The organism is Rhodococcus sp. FW305-130 (assembly GCF_058788335.1).
In genome coordinates this window covers 550,659-569,266 of the sequence record NZ_JBYTAP010000002.1, presented here as the reverse complement: position 1 = coordinate 569,266, position 18,608 = coordinate 550,659, and the positions used below count along the sequence as shown (strand labels likewise).

Sequence of the window (18,608 nt, the reverse complement as noted above, 5' to 3'; positions counted from 1 at the left end):
TCCCCCGGATTTCGCATGTCATCGAGTGTCTCGACACGACGATCGAACTTGCCGATTGTTCACTCTTCTGAGCTGCGACGCTACCAAATACCGGCCGAGAACTCGCGTCGCTTCACAATCTAGGCGCGTGGATGGGCCTGATCGTGGACCGATCGAAGGCGTTCGACCGACACGTGCGTGTACAGCTGAGTGGTCGCCAAACTCGCATGCCCGAGGAGTTCTTGGACCACACGAAGGTCTGCACCACCCTCCAGCAAATGTGTCGCAGCCGAGTGCCGAAGCCCGTGCGGACCCATGTCGGGAGCCCCTGGAATTGCAGCCATGGTTTCGTGGACCACCGAACGCGCCTGACGCTGATCGAGCCGGCCGCCTCGAACTCCGAGGAGCAATGCTCGCCCGGACCTATCCGAACTCAGCGCGGGTCGTCCGTGCTCCAGCCACCCGTTCAGTGCCGATTCTGCAGGCAGGCCGTATGGCACCGATCGCTCCTTGTTCCCCTTGCCGAGGACACGAAGCAAACGTCGATCAGCATCGACGGACTCGACGTCCAGTCCACACAACTCGCCGACGCGAATTCCGGTGGAGTACAACAATTCCACGATGAGTCGGTCTCGCAGGGCGAGCGGCTCTTGTTGCTGCGCACCGCTTTCCGCTGCATCCATTGCGTCGAGGGCCTGGCTCTGACGCAGCACCGTCGGCAGCGTGCGACGAGCAGGTGGAGCCGCCAGACGTGTGCCCGGGTCGACGGAAATACGTCCGGTCTGCGCGAGCCACGCAGTGAAACCACGCGCCGAAGAAACCCGTCGAGCTACCGTCGTACGGGCTGTTCCTACGGCATTCTGGGCGGCCAACCACGAACGCATGACACTTAGGTCGAGGCGGTCGAGATCTGCATTCTCCGAACCCGCGGAGAAATGGGTCAGCAATGCCCGCGCGTCACCGACGTAGGCGCGGATCGTGTGTTCCGACCGGCCTCGGCTCAGTCGGAGGTGCTCGGCATACGCATCGAGGTGAACGCTCAAGCTCGCCGGCAATGCGTCAGTCATGAACACACGCTCGCTCGCCGCGATTGAAACCGCAAGCTGCCTCGCCGATAGGGTTGATCGGTGAATCGAGCAATTCCTCTGAAGATGTTGTGTGTACTGGCACTGATTTCCGCAATCGCTCCACTGTCCATCGACATGTACCTGCCCGGCCTACCTTTGATGGCGGATGCACTCGACACTACTGCGGCCAGCGTTCAGCTCACGCTGACCACCTTCATGGCAGGCCTCGGAATCGGCCAGCTGATCATCGGTCCGATCTCCGACGGACTTGGCAGGCGACGAATACTGCTGGCCGCGACAATCATCACGGCACTGAGCGGCGCGGCATGCGCGGTGGCGCCGAACATCGAGTTTCTCATCGGTGCACGACTCGTCCAGGGCTTGAGTGGAGGCGCTGCCATCGTTCTCGCCCGCGCTTGTATTGCCGACCGAGCGCGTGGCGACGACGCAGCGAAGCTCTTCAGCATCATGATGATCATCGGCGGCATCGCTCCCGTGGTCGCGCCACTGATCGGCGGCGCACTTCTGGGTCCCGTCGGATGGCGCGGGATCTTCTGGGTCCTGGCTGTCGCGGGCGCTGTGATGGTGGCTGGTGTCGTTTTGCTCGTTCCCGAGACACTTCCACCCGAGCGACGCCATGGCGGTGGTTTGAAGGCCCTGATCTCGAATCTGCAGTACGTGGTCCGAAACCGGCACTACCTCGGATATGCGCTCGCATTCGTCTTCGGATTCGGCGCCTTGTTCGCGTACATCTCCGCGTCACCGTTCGTCGTTCAGAATGTTCTCGGGCTGAGTCCGTCACAATTCTCGATCGTGTTCGCAGTGAACGCCACCGGAATGGTCACGGCAGCGATGATCACCACTCGCCTGCTCGGTCGCGTCGGAGCTCGCACGCTGCTGCGTTTCGGGGTGTGCCTGCTCCTCATTGGCGGCGCCGTATTGTTCTGTACCAGCGTGGTTTTCAGTTCCACGAATACATGGCTGATCTTGGTCCCGCTGTTCGTGGCGATTTCGAGCATCGGGTTCATCATGGGCAATGCAACCGCTCTCGCCCAAGGAGAGGTCACCAACGCGGCCGGAACTGGTTCAGCCCTGATGGGAGCGGGCCAGTTCGGCTTGGCAGCGCTGGTTTCGCCGTTGGTGGGAATTGCGGGAGAAGACACTGCCGTGCCGATGGCAATCGCAATTCCCACCTTCGGAGTTCTTGCGGCCGTTGCGCTCGTGTTGCTGACTCGCGGCAAGGCCGCCGCGAGTTAGTTTTCGGCCGCGGCGAGTTCGGACTTCCAGACCCGGAAGCCTTCTTCGGTGCGACCACGACGCCAATAGCCGGAAATAGAAGCAGCCGCCGCCGGGACATTTCGTTCCTTGCGAATGTACGGCCGGAGGTTGTGCATGACGGCTTGTGCTTCACCGTGAATGAACACGTGCGGTTCGCCCGGTAACCATTCGAGTGCCTTGACCGCGGCGACAACCGGAGCGTTGTCGCCAGCTAATTCTTCGCCGACCGCATCGGACGATGCTCCGCGATGCAGCCAGGTCACGGCAATACCTTCTGGGGCATCGAGCGCGATTTCGTCTTCCGGCCCCCCGACTTCGACGACGGCGTAGCCGACCGCATCCGGCGTCAATCTCGCTATCGAAGCAGCAATAGCAGGTATTGCGGTCTCGTCTCCGACGAAGAGATACCAGTCAGCGGATGGTGACGGCGAAAACGCGCCACCCGGTCCACGCAGGGTAATCTCAGCGCCCGGCTGAACGGACGCGGCCCACGGACCTGCAACTCCCATGTCGCCGTGGACGACAAAATCGATTGCAATCTCTTTGGCATCAAGATCGTACGAACGAATCGTGTAGGTGCGCAGTATCGGCTGATCAGGAGTACCGAATTCGATCTTTACATAGGAATCGCTGTATTCGCTGGGAGTGAAGGACTCGAAGCCCGGTCCCCCGAGAAACACTCGCACCATATGGGGAGTCAATTGTTCGGTCCGCAGAACCGTCAATGCAGTTGTCGGCTTGGCCACAGAAAGATCCTTCCAAAAGTTAGTGTTACCTAACTAAGGTACACGACAATTGCAGCGCATGGACAAAATGCCTCCCCCGGTACATCCGCCCCGCGCGCGACAGACCACGGTGCTCAACGAAATAAACCGACCACTCTGCCGGGTAAATTCGTCGGTGGCAGCCAAATTTCCGAATCAGGACTCGTGCATGATCAGGCTGCACATCGCTATCGGAGAAATTCAGCAAAGCAATAGTAAAATACGCCTCTGGCCCCCGGCGAGGTTCGCCAGGGGCCAGAGGAGGTATTAATTCAACCTAGTGTGCAGCGTCGAAAGCGTCGATGATTTCCGCTTTGATACGCCCGCGCGGAGCAACTTCGTAACCGTTCTTACCCGCCCAATCACGAATGGCCTGGAGCGTCTCCTTGGAGCGGCCAGAACCCGACGTGGCCTGCGGAGATGCAGCCTGCGCCTTCTTGCCACGCTTCCCGCTCACCTTCGCCGCCGCCTCGACGAACGGCTTCACCGCAGCGTCGAACTTCTCTGCATTGGTGGCGCGCAGATCGATCACGTAATCCGTTCCCTGGTAAGAGAACTCAATTCGATCACCGAATCCATCGTCAATCGGCTTACCGTCAAGGTCGTCGATGAGTTGCCGAATCAGCTTCTCAGCCATTGCACTCCTCTTTCAATGATCGATTCAATTCTCCTTCACAATACACAGATAGTGCGTTGATGAACAAAAGAAGTCCGGAAACCTGTACCATTTCCGAACAGACTCAATGGTCCGAATTAGCAGCGGGTTAACGACGCACCAATCAATACCCGCACTCAGGGGATCCAGACTAATCAGACTTCAAAGCACATTGACCTGAGACTTTCCTGAGGCCCGTTAAATTCACGGCCAAGTCTGCAAAGCTGGGTCGAGAATAACGCTGCACACAGGCCGATCGAGTTCACGAAAAGCAGTCCTGACGTGCAATTACCAGCATCGCGAGGGTATTCGAGTTTCGTTCTCGCCGGAACGGTTAGTGGGCATCGCCACCCGCCCACCGGACGAGCACAATCAAGTTCACGCGCTACCGCGTCCGAAACCATCCACTCGAATCCGAACTCGCAAACCCCTCGAGTTCGAGCAGAGGAAGAGTTGCACGAACCTGCGTTATGAGCAATCCCGATTCCTCGGACAGCTCACGCGTACTACGTGAACCTGTTCCCGGCAATGCTTCGTATACCAATCGAGAACGGCCCGCAATGCGTCGATGTCACGTGTAGCGGCTGCATCCTCCGCGGAATCCCCGACACCAAATGGACCTGACGCTTCGACTACATCCACGGCATTGGAAACGAGTTGCGCTTCACCTTCGCGGATCATCCGGTGACATCCGGTCGACGATGCCGAAGTAACCGGCCCGGGCACCGCCATTACCGGGCGGCCCAATTTCCGGGCCCAATTGGCGGTATTGCGTGCACCACTGCGCCAACCCGCCTCGACCACCACTACTCCGTCCGACAACGCAGCTACCAGTCGATTCCTTGCCAGAAACCGGAACTTTGCAGGTGTTGTGCCCGGTGGATATTCACTTATCACTGCACCCGAACTCGCTATCTGTTTGAGTAGTCGCGCATGCCCTGACGGATACGCTCGATCGACCCCACAGGCCAAGACAGCCAGTGTGTTTCCACCTACGCCCAATGCAGCGCGGTGCGCGGCCCCGTCGATACCGAAGGCCGCCCCGGAAATCACGGTCCATCCGTCGACAGCGAGGTCACCGGCAATCTCTGCCGTCACGTGTTCGCCGTACGCAGTAGATGCTCGCGTGCCGACAATCCCAACCGATCTCTCGGTCAGATCAACCAAGTCCCCGGACCCCAACACCCACAACACAAATGGCGCCGTCTCACCCCCGGAGGCATCGAGTCCGTCGAAGGAAAGCATTCGCCACGCCGGCCAATCGGCGCAGTTCGGTGTTACGAGCCTGCCACCCATCGCCTCCATCAGGTCGAGGTCTCGTTGGGCTGTGTCGATGTGAGCGCGGGCTCGTGTCTTCTCCTCGATCGCGGGTGGCAGATCGCCGTTGCGGACCGCCCTCGCAGTTTCTTCGACCCCGAGCTCGTCGATCAACATGGACATATACGCGCTTGGGCCCTGCACGACGCGGGACAGATATGCCCAAGCGAGTAGTCGCGGATCGTGTGCAGTCATTGGAATCCCCTGTCTCGGAAGTCGAGTGCGGTGACAACTTGGTCTGGTCCGGGCATCGCCTCACCTGCCAGATCGGCGACACTCCAGGCAACCCGCAACGCTCGGTCCGCCCCACGAGCAGTGATCACACCTTTGCGCAGCGCCCGTTCCACCGGCGCCAGCGCCGCACGCGAGAGTCTGAACTTCTGTCTCAACGCCGGCCCTGGTACTTCCGCGTTGGTCCGCCACCCGTACTCACTCCACCGCTGGGCTGCAGTGTCTCGAGCCGCCGCCACGCGCGCACGAACATCGCCGGTACTTTCCCCTACTTCGTCGATCAGCGCTCCGGTTGCAACGGCCTGCATCCGGACCCTGATGTCGACTCGGTCCAAGAGCGGGCCGGACAATTTCCCCAGGTAACGGCGACGCGCCGCGGGTGCACATACACAATCCGCGTCTCGCGGCGGCGCGCATGGGCAGGGATTGGCGGCCAGGATCAGCTGGAACCGCGCCGGGTACCGCGCAACTCCGTCCCGCCGGGCGATTCGTACTTCCCCGTCTTCGAGTGGCGTGCGTAGCGCTTCGAGCACCTTCACCCCGATCTCGGCACATTCGTCGAGAAACAGCACGCCGCGATGGGCGCGGCTGACCGCACCAGGACGAGCCATCCCACTACCACCACCCACCAGCGAACTGACCGACGAACTGTGATGCGGCGCAATGAAAGGCGGCATATCTATCAACGGCCGATCCTCCGGCAACACCCCCGCCACCGAATGAATCGCCGTCACCTCCAACGACTCCCCCTCCGTCAACGGCGGAAGAATCCCCGGAAGCCTCTGCGCCAACATCGTTTTCCCGATCCCCGGCGGACCCGTCAACATCAAATGATGCGCACCCGCCGCAGCAACCTCGATCGCCCACCGAGCATCCGTCTGCCCGACAACCTCACTCAAATCCCGCACCGCCACCACATCAGCGCGCTCGAAAACATCAGGAACAGCCAGCGCCAACTCACCACGCAACCACCCGATCACCGCAGACAGATCGTCAGCGCCCAGCACTTCGATCCCCTTCACCAGTCCAGCCTCAGCCAACGCCCGAGCTGGAACCACCACAGTCCCCCACCCCGCCCGCTTCGCCGCAAGCACCGCAGGCAACACACCACGCACCGACCGCAAACGGCCGTCGAGCGCCAACTCCCCCAAAAACACAGTCTCCCGCAACAACTTCCGCGGCAACTTCTTCGCCGCATCGAGAACCGACAACGACAAAGCCAAATCGTAAACACTGCCCACCTTCGGCAACGTCGCCGGCGACAACGCCAAAATCACCTTGCTGTCCGGCCACTCCTCACCAGAATTGGTCACCGCGGCCCGAATCCGATCACGCGACTCGTGCAACGCAGTATCAGGCAGCCCCACCAAATGCACCGCAGGCAACCCGCGCCCGATATCCGCCTCGATCTCCACGATCTGCCCGTCCACGCCACTGACCGCAACAGAATGCGCCCGACCCAACGCCATCAGAACGCATCCACAAAATGCTCGACCGAAGGCACGCCGTCGCGGCCGATCAACACGGCCACCACATCGAAACGCACCCTCGACCACGACCGACCCGAATCAGTGAGCCACTGCATCGCCAACACCCGAATCCGACGCTGCTTCGCGAACGTCACCGACTCCGCCGGACTCCCGTACCCGACACCCGACCGAGTCTTCACCTCCACGAACACAATCCGATCACCGGACGTCGCAACAACATCCAACTCGCCGTACCGACAACGCCAATTGCGCTCGACAATCTCCAAACCCGAATCGATCAGGAACTCGACAGCTACATCCTCGCCCCGAGCCCCAAACGCCATATTCCTCGCCATCACAGCTCCCACCACTCACACCCCGCGCCCGCCCCATACGAACCGCGTCCCAACCACCACCCTCGATCCACCACCACAAAACCAAGCCACCCGAAAACAACCTGTTGACAACTCAGAACCTGTGGAATTCGGCAGCGCGACACACCAACGGCGACCCGAACCGTGACAATTTTCTGAAATCCCCACAATTTGGACGAAAGTCCAGTAGAACTAGTTACAGTTTTGCTCAAACCGTCACGCACCCCGCTGAATGGAGTTCTACATGGCCCGCCGCTCACTTCGCCACGCAGTAGCAACCACTACATCCCTCGTTCTCATCGCCGCCGGCGTCACTGTTGGACTTGGAGCCTCGGTGGCGCAAGCAGCACCGGCATGCGCGCTCAACCAGTCGGTCACCGACAGTTGGGCCGGTTCCCTCGGGACGCCGTACACCGTCAGCAAGGAGGTTGTCGGCGATGGCAAGGTCGCCGCGGGTCAGACGGTCACCTACATCACCAAGGTTTCCGGTTCCGGAGCCCTCGTCAATCAGATCCGCGATTTCCACCCGGCAGGATTCCAGCTGGTCAAGGCTCGCCTGAACGTCAAATGGCTTATCGGCGACCAGAAGTGGGACGACGTCACCAAGACCGTCGTTGTCGGCAACAACTCCGTGGTGGCAAAGGGCGGCGGATGGACCACTGCGGGCGGCGGCGTCATCGCTTTGGAAACCACCTACAAAGTTCCCGATAACGCAGTTGTAGGCACGCAGCTCGACAGCGGCGCCGGCACCAACATTGTGCTGGCGGCGGGCGACTGGAACATCAATCCGATGGGCGTCTGCGTCACCATCCGGCAGCCGAACCCCGTCGAGGCGGGCGCCGGAAGCCTCGAGGACATGGGCTTCGGCTCACTCAACTCCGGATCAGGCCAGGTATTCGGCTCCCTGACCGACCCGCAGGGGTCGATGACCAATGTCATCAGCGGTGTCTTGGGCAATGTGCTCGGCAACATGAGCTGATTCAGTTCAGATTAGTAAATCGGCCGAGCTACCAGCAGATGCTGGTAGCTCGGCCCATTTCTACTTTGCCGAACAAAGCTTTGCCGTCAACCGAGTTCAAGAAATCATCAGCAAATCACCGCATCAGCTTTCCGCCGTACCGGGCCGGCGTCGTACCGAAGGTTTCCCGAAATGCGGCGATGAACCCACTGCTGGTGCGGTAACCAACCTGCGGGGCAACGTCATTGACACCCTCACCCCGCGCGAGCATCTCGAGTGATGCGTACATGCGTGCTCGAGTTCTCCACTGCCCGAAGGTAATCCCGGTATCGGCGACAAAGGCTCGCATCAAGGTCTTGGAACTGACCCCGAGTTCGCCCGCCCACTCCCCCAGCGTCCGTGAGTCTGCCGGATCGGCAAGGATGCGGGCAGAAACCGAACTCGCCGCAGCATTGCGAGGAACCGCGAGGACGTCGTGCCGTTCGGGCGCGGCAGCAAGAATGTCGTAGAGCAACTCCTGACTCATCAACCGCCGAGCATCGTCGATGGTCCGGTCGGCGAGATGGCGCAGCAATTGAGCGGACAGAGCATCGACTTCGAGAACAAGTGGCTGAGTCCACCGCGGCCCGGCAGGGCGTAGATCCGGACGCGCATAGGTCGCAATCATGCACCCCTCCGTCAGAAGTGTCATGTCGTGGAGAACGGTGCCCGGCAACCAGACCAAGTGCTCGCTGTGCAGGTGCCACACATTGCCTCCGGCAGCGATCTGCATCGTCCCTTCACTCATCCAGGCGATCTGATGCTCGGGGTGTCGATGAGCTCCGTACGCAGTCACTCCGTCGACGACGTTGGTGTAGACCTGAAAATCTTTGAATGTCCGTCCACGACTATCGGGCAGCGCTAGCAAGGACTTTGGACGAGTCGAGTAACCAATAGTGGACATTTTGCGTCTTTCTGGGCGTATCCGAGTCCATTCTGAAGGATGGACCGACGATCCCGCAAAGGTTAGCCTCACTTTATTGCTGACGCGACCAGTTCAGCACTTCACGCGGAACTCAGATCACTTCGCCCACCACTTCGAAGGAGCATGCACGTGCCCTCACGTAGCACCCGAATCCTCGCCGCCTTATTCACGACGGCCGCGATCATCGGGTTCTCGACCGCCTGTGGAACCTCGCAAGGCGTCGACACCGCATCAGCGACCCAGAGCAACGACGCATTCCCCGTGACGATCGAGCACGCACAGGGTTCGACGACCATCGATGCCGAACCGCGGCGGGTAGTGACACTCGGATACACCGATCACGAACCACTGCTCGCCTTGGGAGTCGAACCCGTCGGCATGGCCGAATGGTGGGGGTCCGGCATGGATGAAAGCTGGCCGTGGACGAAGGACTACTGGAAGGGGAAAACTCCGACCTACATCAACAGCGGCGGAGACTTCAACTTCGAGCAAATCGCCTCCCTCGCACCAGATCTGATCCTAGCGCTGTACGCCGACATCGACACGGAGACCTACAAGAAGCTGACCTCGATTGCGCCGACTGTCGCGCAGAGCAAGGACTACGACGCATACACAACGCCGTGGACCGACATGACACTCACCGCCGGGCGCGCCCTCGGCAAAGAACCACAAGCTCAGCAACTGATCGCGGATACCGAAAACGCGTTTGCCACCGCTCGCGCTGCACACCCGGAGTTTTCCGGGCAAACCGCAACGATCGTCAACCTCGACACTCCCGAGGGATACGTGTTCTCGTCGCACGACCCACGCGGCATCTTCCTCTCGTCACTCGGATTCACCCTCCCCCAGACGGTCGACGCATTCGTCGGCGACCAGTTCGGCGACTGGCTGCCGAACGAGCGATACGACATCCTCGAACCCGTTGATCGTTTGATCGTGATGGCCGATCCGGAGGGAGAGAAGGCCCTCCCCGGCAACACTCTCTACCAGCGGCTACCCGCTGTGAAAAACGGAAATGCGATAGTCGTGCGATACACCGCAGATCCACCCGTCGGCGCGGCGATGTCCGGCAATACCGTCCTGAGCATTCCGTACGCCATCGACCAACTGTCCGCCACGTTGTCGAAGCAACAAACAATTCCAGGTATCGAAAATATGTTCGAATGATGCTAGCCTCAAACCCAGGAAGCACTCACGGACATCGAGGATCACCATGGACGAGGTACCGGAGACAGCGCTAGATCTTGCACGACTCGATCTGGCTCGGCTGGTCGACGAGTTGACGGTTCTCGACCAGCGACGCGTCGACATCGGCGAGAGCTTGGTTCAACTCGAGTACCTCTACGCCAGGATCGGCGCACGGCAACAAGCAGATGCTGCCCGAAAAGCCTTCCAGGAGAAGTACGTCGGACGAATCTACGAACTCGCAGACGGTCTGCGCACCTGAAAAGAGGTTGCACACAACCACTGACGGAGCGCATGGTCATTCCTGCACGACACACCGGACCGATCGGTTCGGCTGTGAACTATGTGGGAGAAATCTGATGGAGAAGATCACCAAGAGGCTGTGGAACTGGGCATCGATACTCGACGAGAACACTCGCGAGCAAGCGCTGCGTACGTCCCAGATGCCTTTTGTCCGTCCACATCTGGCGCTTATGCCGGATGCGCACCTCGGTGCGGGAGCGACGGTGGGTTCGGTCATTCCGACGGAAGGCGCAATCATGCCCGCCGCCGTCGGAGTCGATATCGGCTGCGGAATGATTGCGGTCAAAACCCAGTTCAGCGCACGCGACCTTCAAGGCCGCGACCTGAGCGTTCTTCGCCACAGCATCGAACGCTCCGTTCCGCTCTCGGCAGGTGTCTACAACAAGACGCTGAGCGACACGGCGCAAATCCGCATCGCAGAACTCGAGGCAATGGCGGGCGATCGCCTGGCCTTCTACGACGAGTTCAAGAACAACTGGAGGTTTCAGCTCGGAACGCTGGGTTCTGGCAACCACTTCATCGAGGTGACGCTCGACGAGAGCGACGGCGTCTGGCTGTTCCTGCACTCGGGCAGTCGCGGTATCGGAAACAAGCTCGCACAGCATCACATCAAGATCGCCAAGGACTTGTGCGAGCGGTGGTACATCAACCTTCCCGATCCGGATCTTGCCTACCTGGTCGAGAAGACGCCCGAATTCGACTCGTACATCGCCGATCTCAACTGGGCTCAGCACTTCGCTCTGCTCAACCGCGAAGAGATGATGGACCGCGTCGTGAAGGACTTCGCGCACTTCATGGGTGACGGCAAGCCCGCGATCATCGACGAGGTCGAGCGGATCAACTGCCACCACAACTTCACCCAGAAGGAGTTCCATATGGGCCGGGGTGTGTGGCTGAGCCGTAAGGGTGCGATCAAGGCAGACGAGGGCACGCCCGGGCTCATCCCCGGTTCGATGGGGACGGCGAGTTACGTCGTCGTCGGGAAGGGAAACGTGCCGTCGTTCAAGTCCAGCCCCCACGGCGCGGGTCGGGTGTACGGACGTAACCAGGCACGCAAGACCTTTACGATCGAAGATCTCGACAAGGCGATGGTCGGCATCGAATACAAGCGTTCCGCGGCGTTCCTCGACGAGATCCCGGGTGCGTACAAGGACATCGACGTCGTGATGGACGACGCGAAGGACTTGGTCGAGATTCGACACACGCTGCGTCAGATCGTGAATGTCAAGGGCAACTGACCCCGCGCAACTCCGCGAAATGCAAAGTGCCCCGCCGATATCGGCGGGGCACTTCGTTGTCAAGATCAGTCAGGAAGGCGCAGATCCGGCTTGTCCAGCTCTTCGATGTTGACGTCCTTGAACGTCACGACGCGCACGTACTTCACGAATCGCGCCGGGCGGTACATGTCCCACACCCAGGCGTCGGACATCCGCAGTTCGAAGTAGATCTCCCCGTCTGAATTGTGGGGCAGCAACTCGACCGTGTTGGCCAGGTAGAAACGTCGTTCGGTCTCCACGACGTAGGAGAACTGTCCGACGATGTCCCGGTATTCACGGTAGAGCGACAGCTCCATCTCGGTTTCGTACTTCTCGAGATCCTCGGCACTCATCGGTTTAGCCAGTCCTCCCAGTTCGTCTGAACGTCCATCATCCCGTACGGCCCGCGCGTTGTTCCAACCGGACTCCCGCAGCCACCACGTTTGCGTACGTCATGCGATGCTCGGGGCACGGCCCCAGCTCGTCGAGAGCGTCCATGTGCAGTGGCGTGCTGTATCCCTTGTGAATCGCGAAGCCGTATCCGGGATGAGTGTCGTCCATCTCGGTCATCACACGATCTCGGGTCACCTTCGCGAGAACGCTCGCCGCGGCGATGCATGCAGCGGCGCCGTCACCGCCGATAACTGGTAGCGACGGAGCCGTCAGACCCGGAACCCGGAACCCGTCGGTGAGGACGTAGCCCGGTTCGAGATCGAGGCCCGCAACTGCTCGTCGCATCCCCTCGATGTTGGCAACGTGGATACCGATCTGATCGACTTCCGCAGCGGGTACCGAAATAACACTCCACGCCAACGCCAAACGCTTGATGGCCGGGAAAAGCTCCTCGCGCGCGCGTTCGGTCAACTTCTTCGAATCGTCGAGCCGCGCCAGTGCCGCTTGCGGTTTCGGCGCCAGGACACACGCGGCAATGACGAGTGGACCAGCGCACGCTCCGCGCCCGGCTTCGTCGACGCCGGCGACCGGACCGAGTCCGGTTCGCGCCAACGCAGACTCCATCGTCCGCAGACCTGCCGATCTGCGAATGACAACGCGAGGGGGCCAACTACTCACTGTCTCTGCCTACTCGGAACTACGCGAATCCATGTGTGCGGTACGACAACTCAATTGCCCTGAATATCAGGCGCATCGATGCCGCCCATTCGCGACGGGGGAAGAACGATGAAACGAGCTTGACCGATGATGTTGTCGATCGGGACGGTTCCCTGGAACTCGTCGTCGACGTGGTAGCGCGAGTCGGCGGAATTGCTGCGGTTGTCACCCATGACCCACACGTGGCCCTCGGGAACGGTGATCGGTCCGAAGCAGCGGCCCGACTTCAATTCGGTGTCACACGTTTGTGTTCCCGGAGTGAACGGGAAATCCATCTTGATGTACGGCTCGTCGAGCGGCTTGCCATCGACCAGGACTCGGCCCTGATCGTCACAGCATTCGACGGTCTGGCCGCCGGTAGCGATCACTCGCTTGACCAAGTCGTTCTCGTCCGGCGGAACGAGGCCGACCCACGAACCGACCTCTTGAATGCCGCGAACGACAACGTTGTCGGACCGATTGGACACATATTTCGTGTTCCACGAATCGGGTCCCTTGAAGACGACGACGTCGCCGGGTTCCGGATCGCCGAAGCGGTATCCGATCTTCTCCACCACGATGCGGTCACCGGTACATCCCGCACAGCCGTGCAGTGTCGGTTCCATCGACTCGGATGGGATGAGAAAAACTCTGAAGACAAATGCCTGAAGGACGATGCTGAGTACCAGCGCTACGCCGATCAGAACAGGGAGTTCTCGCAGGAACGATCGCTGTTTCTTCTGCGGCCGATGTGAGGTCGGTTCCGCGGAACCGCTTGATCCCTCGTGATTCTCGGGTCCGGACGACAATGCCTGCTCCTTCGAAGAATCTGCCACAGAAACCAGATTAGCCCGACACCGCGCGTACGCGGTGCCGGGCTCATCGGAAAGATCAGCGCTTTTCCTTGATCTTCGCCTTCTTGCCACGAAGCTCACGGAGGTAGTACAGCTTGGCGCGACGGACGTCACCGCGGGTCAGAACCTCGATGGAGGCCAGCGTGGGGCTGTGAACCGGGAAGGTGCGCTCGACGCCGACGCCGAAGGAGACCTTACGGACGGTGAAGGTCTCGCGAACGCCGCCGCCCTGGCGACGAATAACGACGCCCTTGAAGACCTGCACGCGCTCCTTGGAGCCTTCGATAACCTTGACGTTCACGTTGAGCGTGTCGCCGGGACGGAACTCGGGGATGTCGTCGCGGAGCGACTTTTTGTCCAGGAAGTCCAGGGTGTTCATATGTCATCCTTGTATTTCGCAGGAGCAGAGGAACCGAGCGGCACGCGTTTCGGTCTCCCGAAACGGCGCTCGTCTGGTTCGTGCCCAGATCAAGTGCTGCTGCCTGGTCCAGGCAACCCGTCCATTGTGCCAGACGCGGACACCAGCGGGGAAATCGGTGGCGGCGGAGCCGCGTTAATGGTGTGGTCCAATTCCTGCTCGGCCGCCGTCATCGCATGTTCGACGCTCGGTGATCCGGCAATCAGATCCTGGACGTAGATCTTGGCCCTGATGACCGGTCGCCGCCACTTCCGCTCACGCTCGAGCGCGCGGTTCATCCGTTTCGGCTTGCGCGTGTACCGCCAACGTGCCCACGGCGCACCCGGGCGGCTCAGGCGAACCGCACCGATTACCAGCAACGGGAAAACGAACAGGCCGACGAGCCCCGTCCAGATCTTCCCTTTGAGAATCACGATGGCTGCCAAGGCGAAGTTGATCAACGCGACAAAAACGAAGACCAACTTGATCCACGGATCCCGTTCTTCACGGAACCCGGCGACGTCGAGAAGTTCGAGCGGGCGGAAACCCAACAGCACCAGACCGGTCACCGCGATTGCGACGAAAACCGCATCCACCGAGGTCCGACCTTGCTCGGACCAGTACACATCCTTCAGATAGAAGATCAGTGCGAACTCGTCGAGCACCAACGCCGCACCCATACCGAAGATCGCCGCCAGGACGGCACCGGTGGTCTGCGAACCATCGACGTAGACCGCGATCAGCGCACCACCGGAGATCATCATGGCGATCACACCGAACACGACGTGATGCACGTGCTGACCTCCGGGCGCGATGTTGCCCGGCCACCATTTCACCTGCGCACGGATCATCCGGACGCTGAGACGGATGAAGAGGAAGGCAGAGAGGAATCCGAGCAGGAAGAACAGCAATGGCAATCGGCCATGGGCGATGATCTCGCGCTCGAGCCACTCCCGCATCACTGTCCTCCCTTCACCGAATTTCAGATCCGATCATTCTTTCGATTGATACCGCCAACCGACTCGAATGAGACGATACGGACTCCGAAAACCCGGCGGACGGAATTACTTGCCGAAGCCCGCCTTGCGCAGAGCCTCAGCCATCGACCCGGCAGCAGGCGCGCGGTTGTCCGGACGCGACTCGCGTCCACCCTGACGTCCGCCACTACCTCGTTGCTGCCCCTGACGCTGACCCTGTGGCTGGCCCTGACGCTGTGGTTGCCCACCTCGCGGGCCTTCGGACTTGCGGGGTGCGCCCACCTCGTCGTCGAGACGAAGCGTCAGCCCGATGCGTTGGCGTGCCTCGTCCACTTCGAGGACCTTCACCTTGACGACGTCACCTGACTTGACGACCTCGCGTGGGTCCTTGACGAAGTTGTGTGACATCGCCGAGACGTGAACCAGACCGTCCTGATGAACTCCGATGTCGACGAAGGCACCGAAGGCTGCGACGTTGGTGACCACACCTTCGAGAGTCATACCGGGCTTGAGATGCGCGACTTTCTCGATGCCTGCGGCAAAGGTCGCGGTCTTGAATTCGGGTCGTGGATCTCGTCCCGGCTTCTCCAACTCGGAGATGATGTCGGTGACGGTCGGTAGACCGAATCGCTCGTCGACGTAGTCGGACGCCGTGACCGATCGAAGTGCCTGCGAGTTTCCGATCACGGTGCGCACGTCCCCGCCGGCACTGGCAACGATCTTGCGAACCACCGGATATGCCTCCGGGTGGACGCTCGACGCGTCGAGCGGGTCGTCGCCGTCGGTGATCCGCAAGAAGCCTGCGCACTGCTCGAAAGCCTTGGGTCCCAGTCGGGAGACGTCCTTGAGTCCCTTGCGGGACTTGAACGGACCGTTCTGGTCCCGATGGGCGACGATGCTCTCCGCTAGGGAACCTGCGATTCCGGACACCCGAGCGAGCAGCGGCACGGACGCGGTGTTGACGTCGACGCCGACCGAGTTGACGGCATCCTCGACGACGGCGTCGAGGGAACGTGAGAGCAGCGATTCGGTGATGTCGTGCTGGTACTGTCCGACACCGATGGACTTGGGATCGATCTTGACCAACTCCGCCAACGGATCCTGCAGGCGACGCGCAATGGACACCGCACCGCGAATCGAGACGTCGAGGTCGGGAAGTTCCTGCGACGCGTAGGCCGAAGCCGAGTACACCGATGCGCCTGCCTCGGAGACGACGATCTTGGTCAGGTTGGGCGCGCCGGTCTTCTTGATCAGTTCGGTAGCGAGCGTGTCGGTCTCGCGTGAGGCCGTGCCGTTGCCGATGGCGATCAGTTCGACGCCGTGCTTGGCGACCAGCCCGGCAAGCGTCGCAAGCGCCGCGTCCCACTTGTTCTGCGGCTGGTGCGGGTAAATCGTCTCGTATGCAACAACTTTGCCGGTTCCGTCGACGATGGCAACCTTAGTTCCGGTGCGAAATCCGGGGTCGAGTCCCATGGTGGGTCGGGCGCCGGCGGGGGCCGCGAGGAGTAGATCCTTGAGGTTGGTGGCGAAGACGTCGACGGCGTCCTTTTCGGCCGACTGCCGCAGACGCATTCGAGTGTCGATACCGAGCGTGACGGCGAACTTCGTCTTCCACGCCCACTTGACGGTGTCGAGAAGCCACCCGTCGGCGGCCCGACCACGGTCGGCGATCTCGAACCGCGACGCGATGCGGCCTTCGTAGACCGTGCGCTCCCCCGGCGCGAGTTCTTCGGTGTCGGCCGCCATGTTGAGCGACAGCACTTCTTCCTTCTCTCCGCGCAGGACGGCGAGGATGCGGTGCGAGGGCAATTTGGAGAACGGTTCCGAGAACTCGAAGTAGTCAGCAAACTTCGAGCCATCGGTTTCCTTGCCCTTGCGGACCGATGAGACGACCTGGCCGCCACTCCACATAAGCTCGCGCAATTCACCGACCAGATCGGCGTCCTCGGCGAAGCGCTCCACGAGGATCGACCGGGCACCGTCGAGTTGCTCGTCCGAATACTGCGCGGGATCGGTGGTGGGATCTCCGATGAGAGCGTCCGCGACGGGCTCGTGGCCGGCCTCGCGGGCGATCTGCGCCTTGGTGCGCCGCTTCGGCTTGAAGGGGAGGTAGATGTCCTCCAGCCGCGCTTTTGTCTCGGCCAGCATGATCTGACCGCGCAGTTGATCATCGAGTTTGCCCTGAGAGTCGATCTCCGTGAGCACGGCGTCACGACGGTCGTCGAGCTCGCGGAGATACCGCAGCCGCTCGTCCAGGAGTCGCAACTGGGCGTCGTCGAGCGTGCCGGTGACTTCCTTGCGGTACCGGGCGATGAAGGGCACCGTGGCTCCGCCGTCGAGAAGGTCGACTGCTGCTGCAACCTGGCCTTCGCGGACGTCGAGTTCCTCGGCAATGCGCTGGTTCACGGTCTTGAGAATCACGAGATCCGACCCTACCGCTATCCTGAGACAAGAAGATCGGCAACAGTGCCGTGTCAGGGCTACCGGGGGAAACAGATGAGTACGCGGTACGTCCGGATTGCCGCAATGGCGGCCGCAGTTACTTTTGCGGCTTCGTGCAGCGGTGGACAGAACCCGGATGATTCGATGCAGACCCCCGCCTTCCCCGACACCAATGTTCCGGTCGCGGAGACTCTCGACGGCCGACTGGCTCAAGCTCAGGTGGCGGCGCTCGGGCGTGGTGCGGACGTCTCCATCGCCGTCCTCGATCGATCCTCGGACAAGTACCTCGATGTTGCCGGCGACCAGCAAATCGAAACTGCCTCGGTGGCAAAACTTTTCATCGCCGAGGATCTCCTCCATCAGGACGCTCGCGGCGAGCGGCCCATCACGGACGACGATCGCACCCTCATGGCGGCAATGCTCGAATCCTCCGACGACACCGCAGCCAACCTTCTGTGGGACGAGGTCGGCGGTCAGGAGGTGATCACCCGGGTTGCCGAGCGTTACGCACTGACCGCGACGACGCCGCCGTGGGACGGAATGTGGTGGAACACCGAGACCACGACGCACGACCTGGTCACTTTCTACAACGGCGTCCTCGACGACTCCGACCAACTCGGACCTGAGCGGGTCGAGCAATTCGTCGAGTACCTGCGGCAATCTACTCCCGAGGGCACCGACGGTTACGACCAGAGGTTCGGCTTGCCCGAGGCCTTGTTCGGCGAGCCGGTCATCGGAGTCAAGCAAGGCTGGATGTGCTGTGTCGAGGACAAGTGGATCCATCTGTCCACCGGCATCGTCGGTGACGACAACCGATACATCATCGCGATCGGTTCACGAGAAGACGTCCAGTACACGGACGAGGACAGCTTCTATCCCGACACCTCGTTCACCGACGCCGTCGACGACGAAAGCGCACTGCACGCACGTGACACGGTCACCGGCGTCACACAGATTCTCTTCCCGAGCGGAAGCATCGACGACTGGGCGGCGGCATCCACGACCGCGGATTCGGTGATGCCCGAAGCTTCCGGGCCCTGATTCGATCC

Annotated in this window: 18 protein-coding genes and 1 pseudogene; 6 read left to right on the top strand and 13 right to left on the bottom strand. The window is 61.0% G+C overall.

All coding sequences use genetic code 11. The features are described 5' to 3' along the window. Positions 1–119: 119 nt before the first annotated feature. Positions 120–1,046: a tyrosine recombinase XerC gene (locus tag AC3WQS_RS08805; protein WP_492713271.1), complete on the bottom strand. Its 927-nt coding sequence runs from the start codon at positions 1,044–1,046 to the stop codon at positions 120–122. Positions 1,047–1,130: 84 nt separating this feature from the next. Between AC3WQS_RS08805 and AC3WQS_RS08800 the strand changes: the two genes are divergently transcribed. Beyond that, the gene (locus tag AC3WQS_RS08800) at positions 1,131–2,303 is read left to right on the top strand and encodes a multidrug effflux MFS transporter (protein ID WP_046379882.1); all 1,173 of its coding nucleotides are present in this window, start codon (positions 1,131–1,133) and stop codon (positions 2,301–2,303) included. Here AC3WQS_RS08800 and AC3WQS_RS08795 read toward each other — a convergent pair. The 5 genes and pseudogenes from AC3WQS_RS08795 to AC3WQS_RS08775 form a co-directional block, all read right to left on the bottom strand. Beyond that, positions 2,300–3,070 (bottom strand): siderophore-interacting protein, encoded by a 771-nt coding sequence (locus tag AC3WQS_RS08795; RefSeq protein WP_445387853.1) that lies wholly within the window; start codon positions 3,068–3,070, stop codon positions 2,300–2,302. The two genes, AC3WQS_RS08800 and AC3WQS_RS08795, sit on opposite strands and share 4 nt — an antisense overlap. 295 nt (positions 3,071–3,365) lie before the next feature. Further along, the gene (locus tag AC3WQS_RS08790) at positions 3,366–3,725 is read right to left on the bottom strand and encodes a histone-like nucleoid-structuring protein Lsr2 (RefSeq protein WP_003942721.1); all 360 of its coding nucleotides are present in this window, start codon (positions 3,723–3,725) and stop codon (positions 3,366–3,368) included. A gap of 403 nt (positions 3,726–4,128) precedes the next feature. Beyond that, a pseudogene (gene dprA, locus AC3WQS_RS08785) lies at positions 4,129–5,255 on the bottom strand (DNA-processing protein DprA). Then, positions 5,252–6,760 (bottom strand): YifB family Mg chelatase-like AAA ATPase, encoded by a 1,509-nt coding sequence (locus AC3WQS_RS08780; RefSeq protein WP_492713272.1) that lies wholly within the window; start codon positions 6,758–6,760, stop codon positions 5,252–5,254. The pseudogene dprA and the gene AC3WQS_RS08780 overlap by 4 nt, the downstream one beginning before the upstream one ends. Beyond that, a complete protein-coding gene (locus AC3WQS_RS08775) occupies positions 6,760–7,116 on the bottom strand; it encodes a YraN family protein (protein ID WP_031333241.1) in 357 nt (118 codons plus the stop codon). Before AC3WQS_RS08775 ends, AC3WQS_RS08780 begins: the two co-directional genes overlap by 1 nt. A 262-nt stretch (positions 7,117–7,378) precedes the next feature. Between AC3WQS_RS08775 and AC3WQS_RS08770 the strand changes: the two genes are divergently transcribed. Further along, on the top strand, positions 7,379–8,113 hold the full coding sequence (locus tag AC3WQS_RS08770) for a hypothetical protein (protein ID WP_003942731.1): 735 nt from the start codon (positions 7,379–7,381) through the stop codon (positions 8,111–8,113). 115 nt (positions 8,114–8,228) lie between these two features. Here AC3WQS_RS08770 and AC3WQS_RS08765 read toward each other — a convergent pair whose 3' ends face one another. Then, the gene (locus AC3WQS_RS08765; protein WP_462376866.1) at positions 8,229–9,035 is read right to left on the bottom strand and encodes a helix-turn-helix transcriptional regulator; all 807 of its coding nucleotides are present in this window, start codon (positions 9,033–9,035) and stop codon (positions 8,229–8,231) included. A 144-nt stretch (positions 9,036–9,179) separates the two neighbouring features. Between AC3WQS_RS08765 and AC3WQS_RS08760 the strand changes: the two genes are divergently transcribed. The 3 genes from AC3WQS_RS08760 to AC3WQS_RS08750 all read left to right on the top strand — a co-directional run bounded on the left by AC3WQS_RS08760 (position 9,180) and on the right by AC3WQS_RS08750 (position 11,782). After that, complete coding sequence (locus AC3WQS_RS08760) at positions 9,180–10,223, top strand: iron-siderophore ABC transporter substrate-binding protein (RefSeq protein WP_492713273.1); 1,044 nt, start codon at positions 9,180–9,182, stop codon at positions 10,221–10,223. Between the two features lie 46 nt (positions 10,224–10,269). Next, positions 10,270–10,503, top strand: coding sequence for a hypothetical protein (locus tag AC3WQS_RS08755; RefSeq protein ID WP_492713274.1), 234 nt, complete (start codon positions 10,270–10,272; stop codon positions 10,501–10,503). A 97-nt stretch (positions 10,504–10,600) separates the two neighbouring features. Beyond that, positions 10,601–11,782, top strand: a complete 1,182-nt coding sequence (locus tag AC3WQS_RS08750) for an RtcB family protein (protein ID WP_492713275.1) — start codon at positions 10,601–10,603, stop codon at positions 11,780–11,782. Between the two features lie 65 nt (positions 11,783–11,847). On the opposite strand, the gene AC3WQS_RS08745 is transcribed toward AC3WQS_RS08750, so the two are convergent. The 6 genes from AC3WQS_RS08745 to AC3WQS_RS08720 form a co-directional block, all read right to left on the bottom strand. Further along, entirely contained in the window at positions 11,848–12,153 is a 306-nt protein-coding gene (locus AC3WQS_RS08745; RefSeq protein WP_003942715.1) for a DUF2469 domain-containing protein, read from the bottom strand. A gap of 37 nt (positions 12,154–12,190) precedes the next feature. Continuing rightward, the gene (locus AC3WQS_RS08740; RefSeq protein ID WP_024487346.1) at positions 12,191–12,871 is read right to left on the bottom strand and encodes a ribonuclease HII; all 681 of its coding nucleotides are present in this window, start codon (positions 12,869–12,871) and stop codon (positions 12,191–12,193) included. 50 nt (positions 12,872–12,921) lie between these two features. Continuing rightward, positions 12,922–13,725, bottom strand: a complete 804-nt coding sequence (gene lepB, locus AC3WQS_RS08735) for a signal peptidase I (RefSeq protein WP_003942787.1) — start codon at positions 13,723–13,725, stop codon at positions 12,922–12,924. 55 nt (positions 13,726–13,780) lie between these two features. Further along, on the bottom strand, positions 13,781–14,122 hold the full coding sequence (gene rplS, locus AC3WQS_RS08730) for a 50S ribosomal protein L19 (protein WP_003942791.1): 342 nt from the start codon (positions 14,120–14,122) through the stop codon (positions 13,781–13,783). Positions 14,123–14,211: 89 nt separating this feature from the next. Continuing rightward, positions 14,212–15,099: a hypothetical protein gene (locus AC3WQS_RS08725; protein ID WP_492713276.1), complete on the bottom strand. Its 888-nt coding sequence runs from the start codon at positions 15,097–15,099 to the stop codon at positions 14,212–14,214. 105 nt (positions 15,100–15,204) lie between these two features. Further along, positions 15,205–17,538 carry a Tex family protein gene (locus AC3WQS_RS08720; RefSeq protein ID WP_492713277.1) on the bottom strand — a complete coding sequence of 778 codons (2,334 nt, stop codon included), beginning with the start codon at positions 17,536–17,538 and terminating at the stop codon, positions 15,205–15,207. A 75-nt stretch (positions 17,539–17,613) separates the two neighbouring features. On the opposite strand from AC3WQS_RS08720, the gene AC3WQS_RS08715 reads away from it, so the two are divergent. Next, positions 17,614–18,600 carry a serine hydrolase gene (locus AC3WQS_RS08715; RefSeq protein WP_042951510.1) on the top strand — a complete coding sequence of 329 codons (987 nt, stop codon included), beginning with the start codon at positions 17,614–17,616 and terminating at the stop codon, positions 18,598–18,600. The last annotated feature ends 8 nt before the right edge of the window (positions 18,601–18,608 follow it).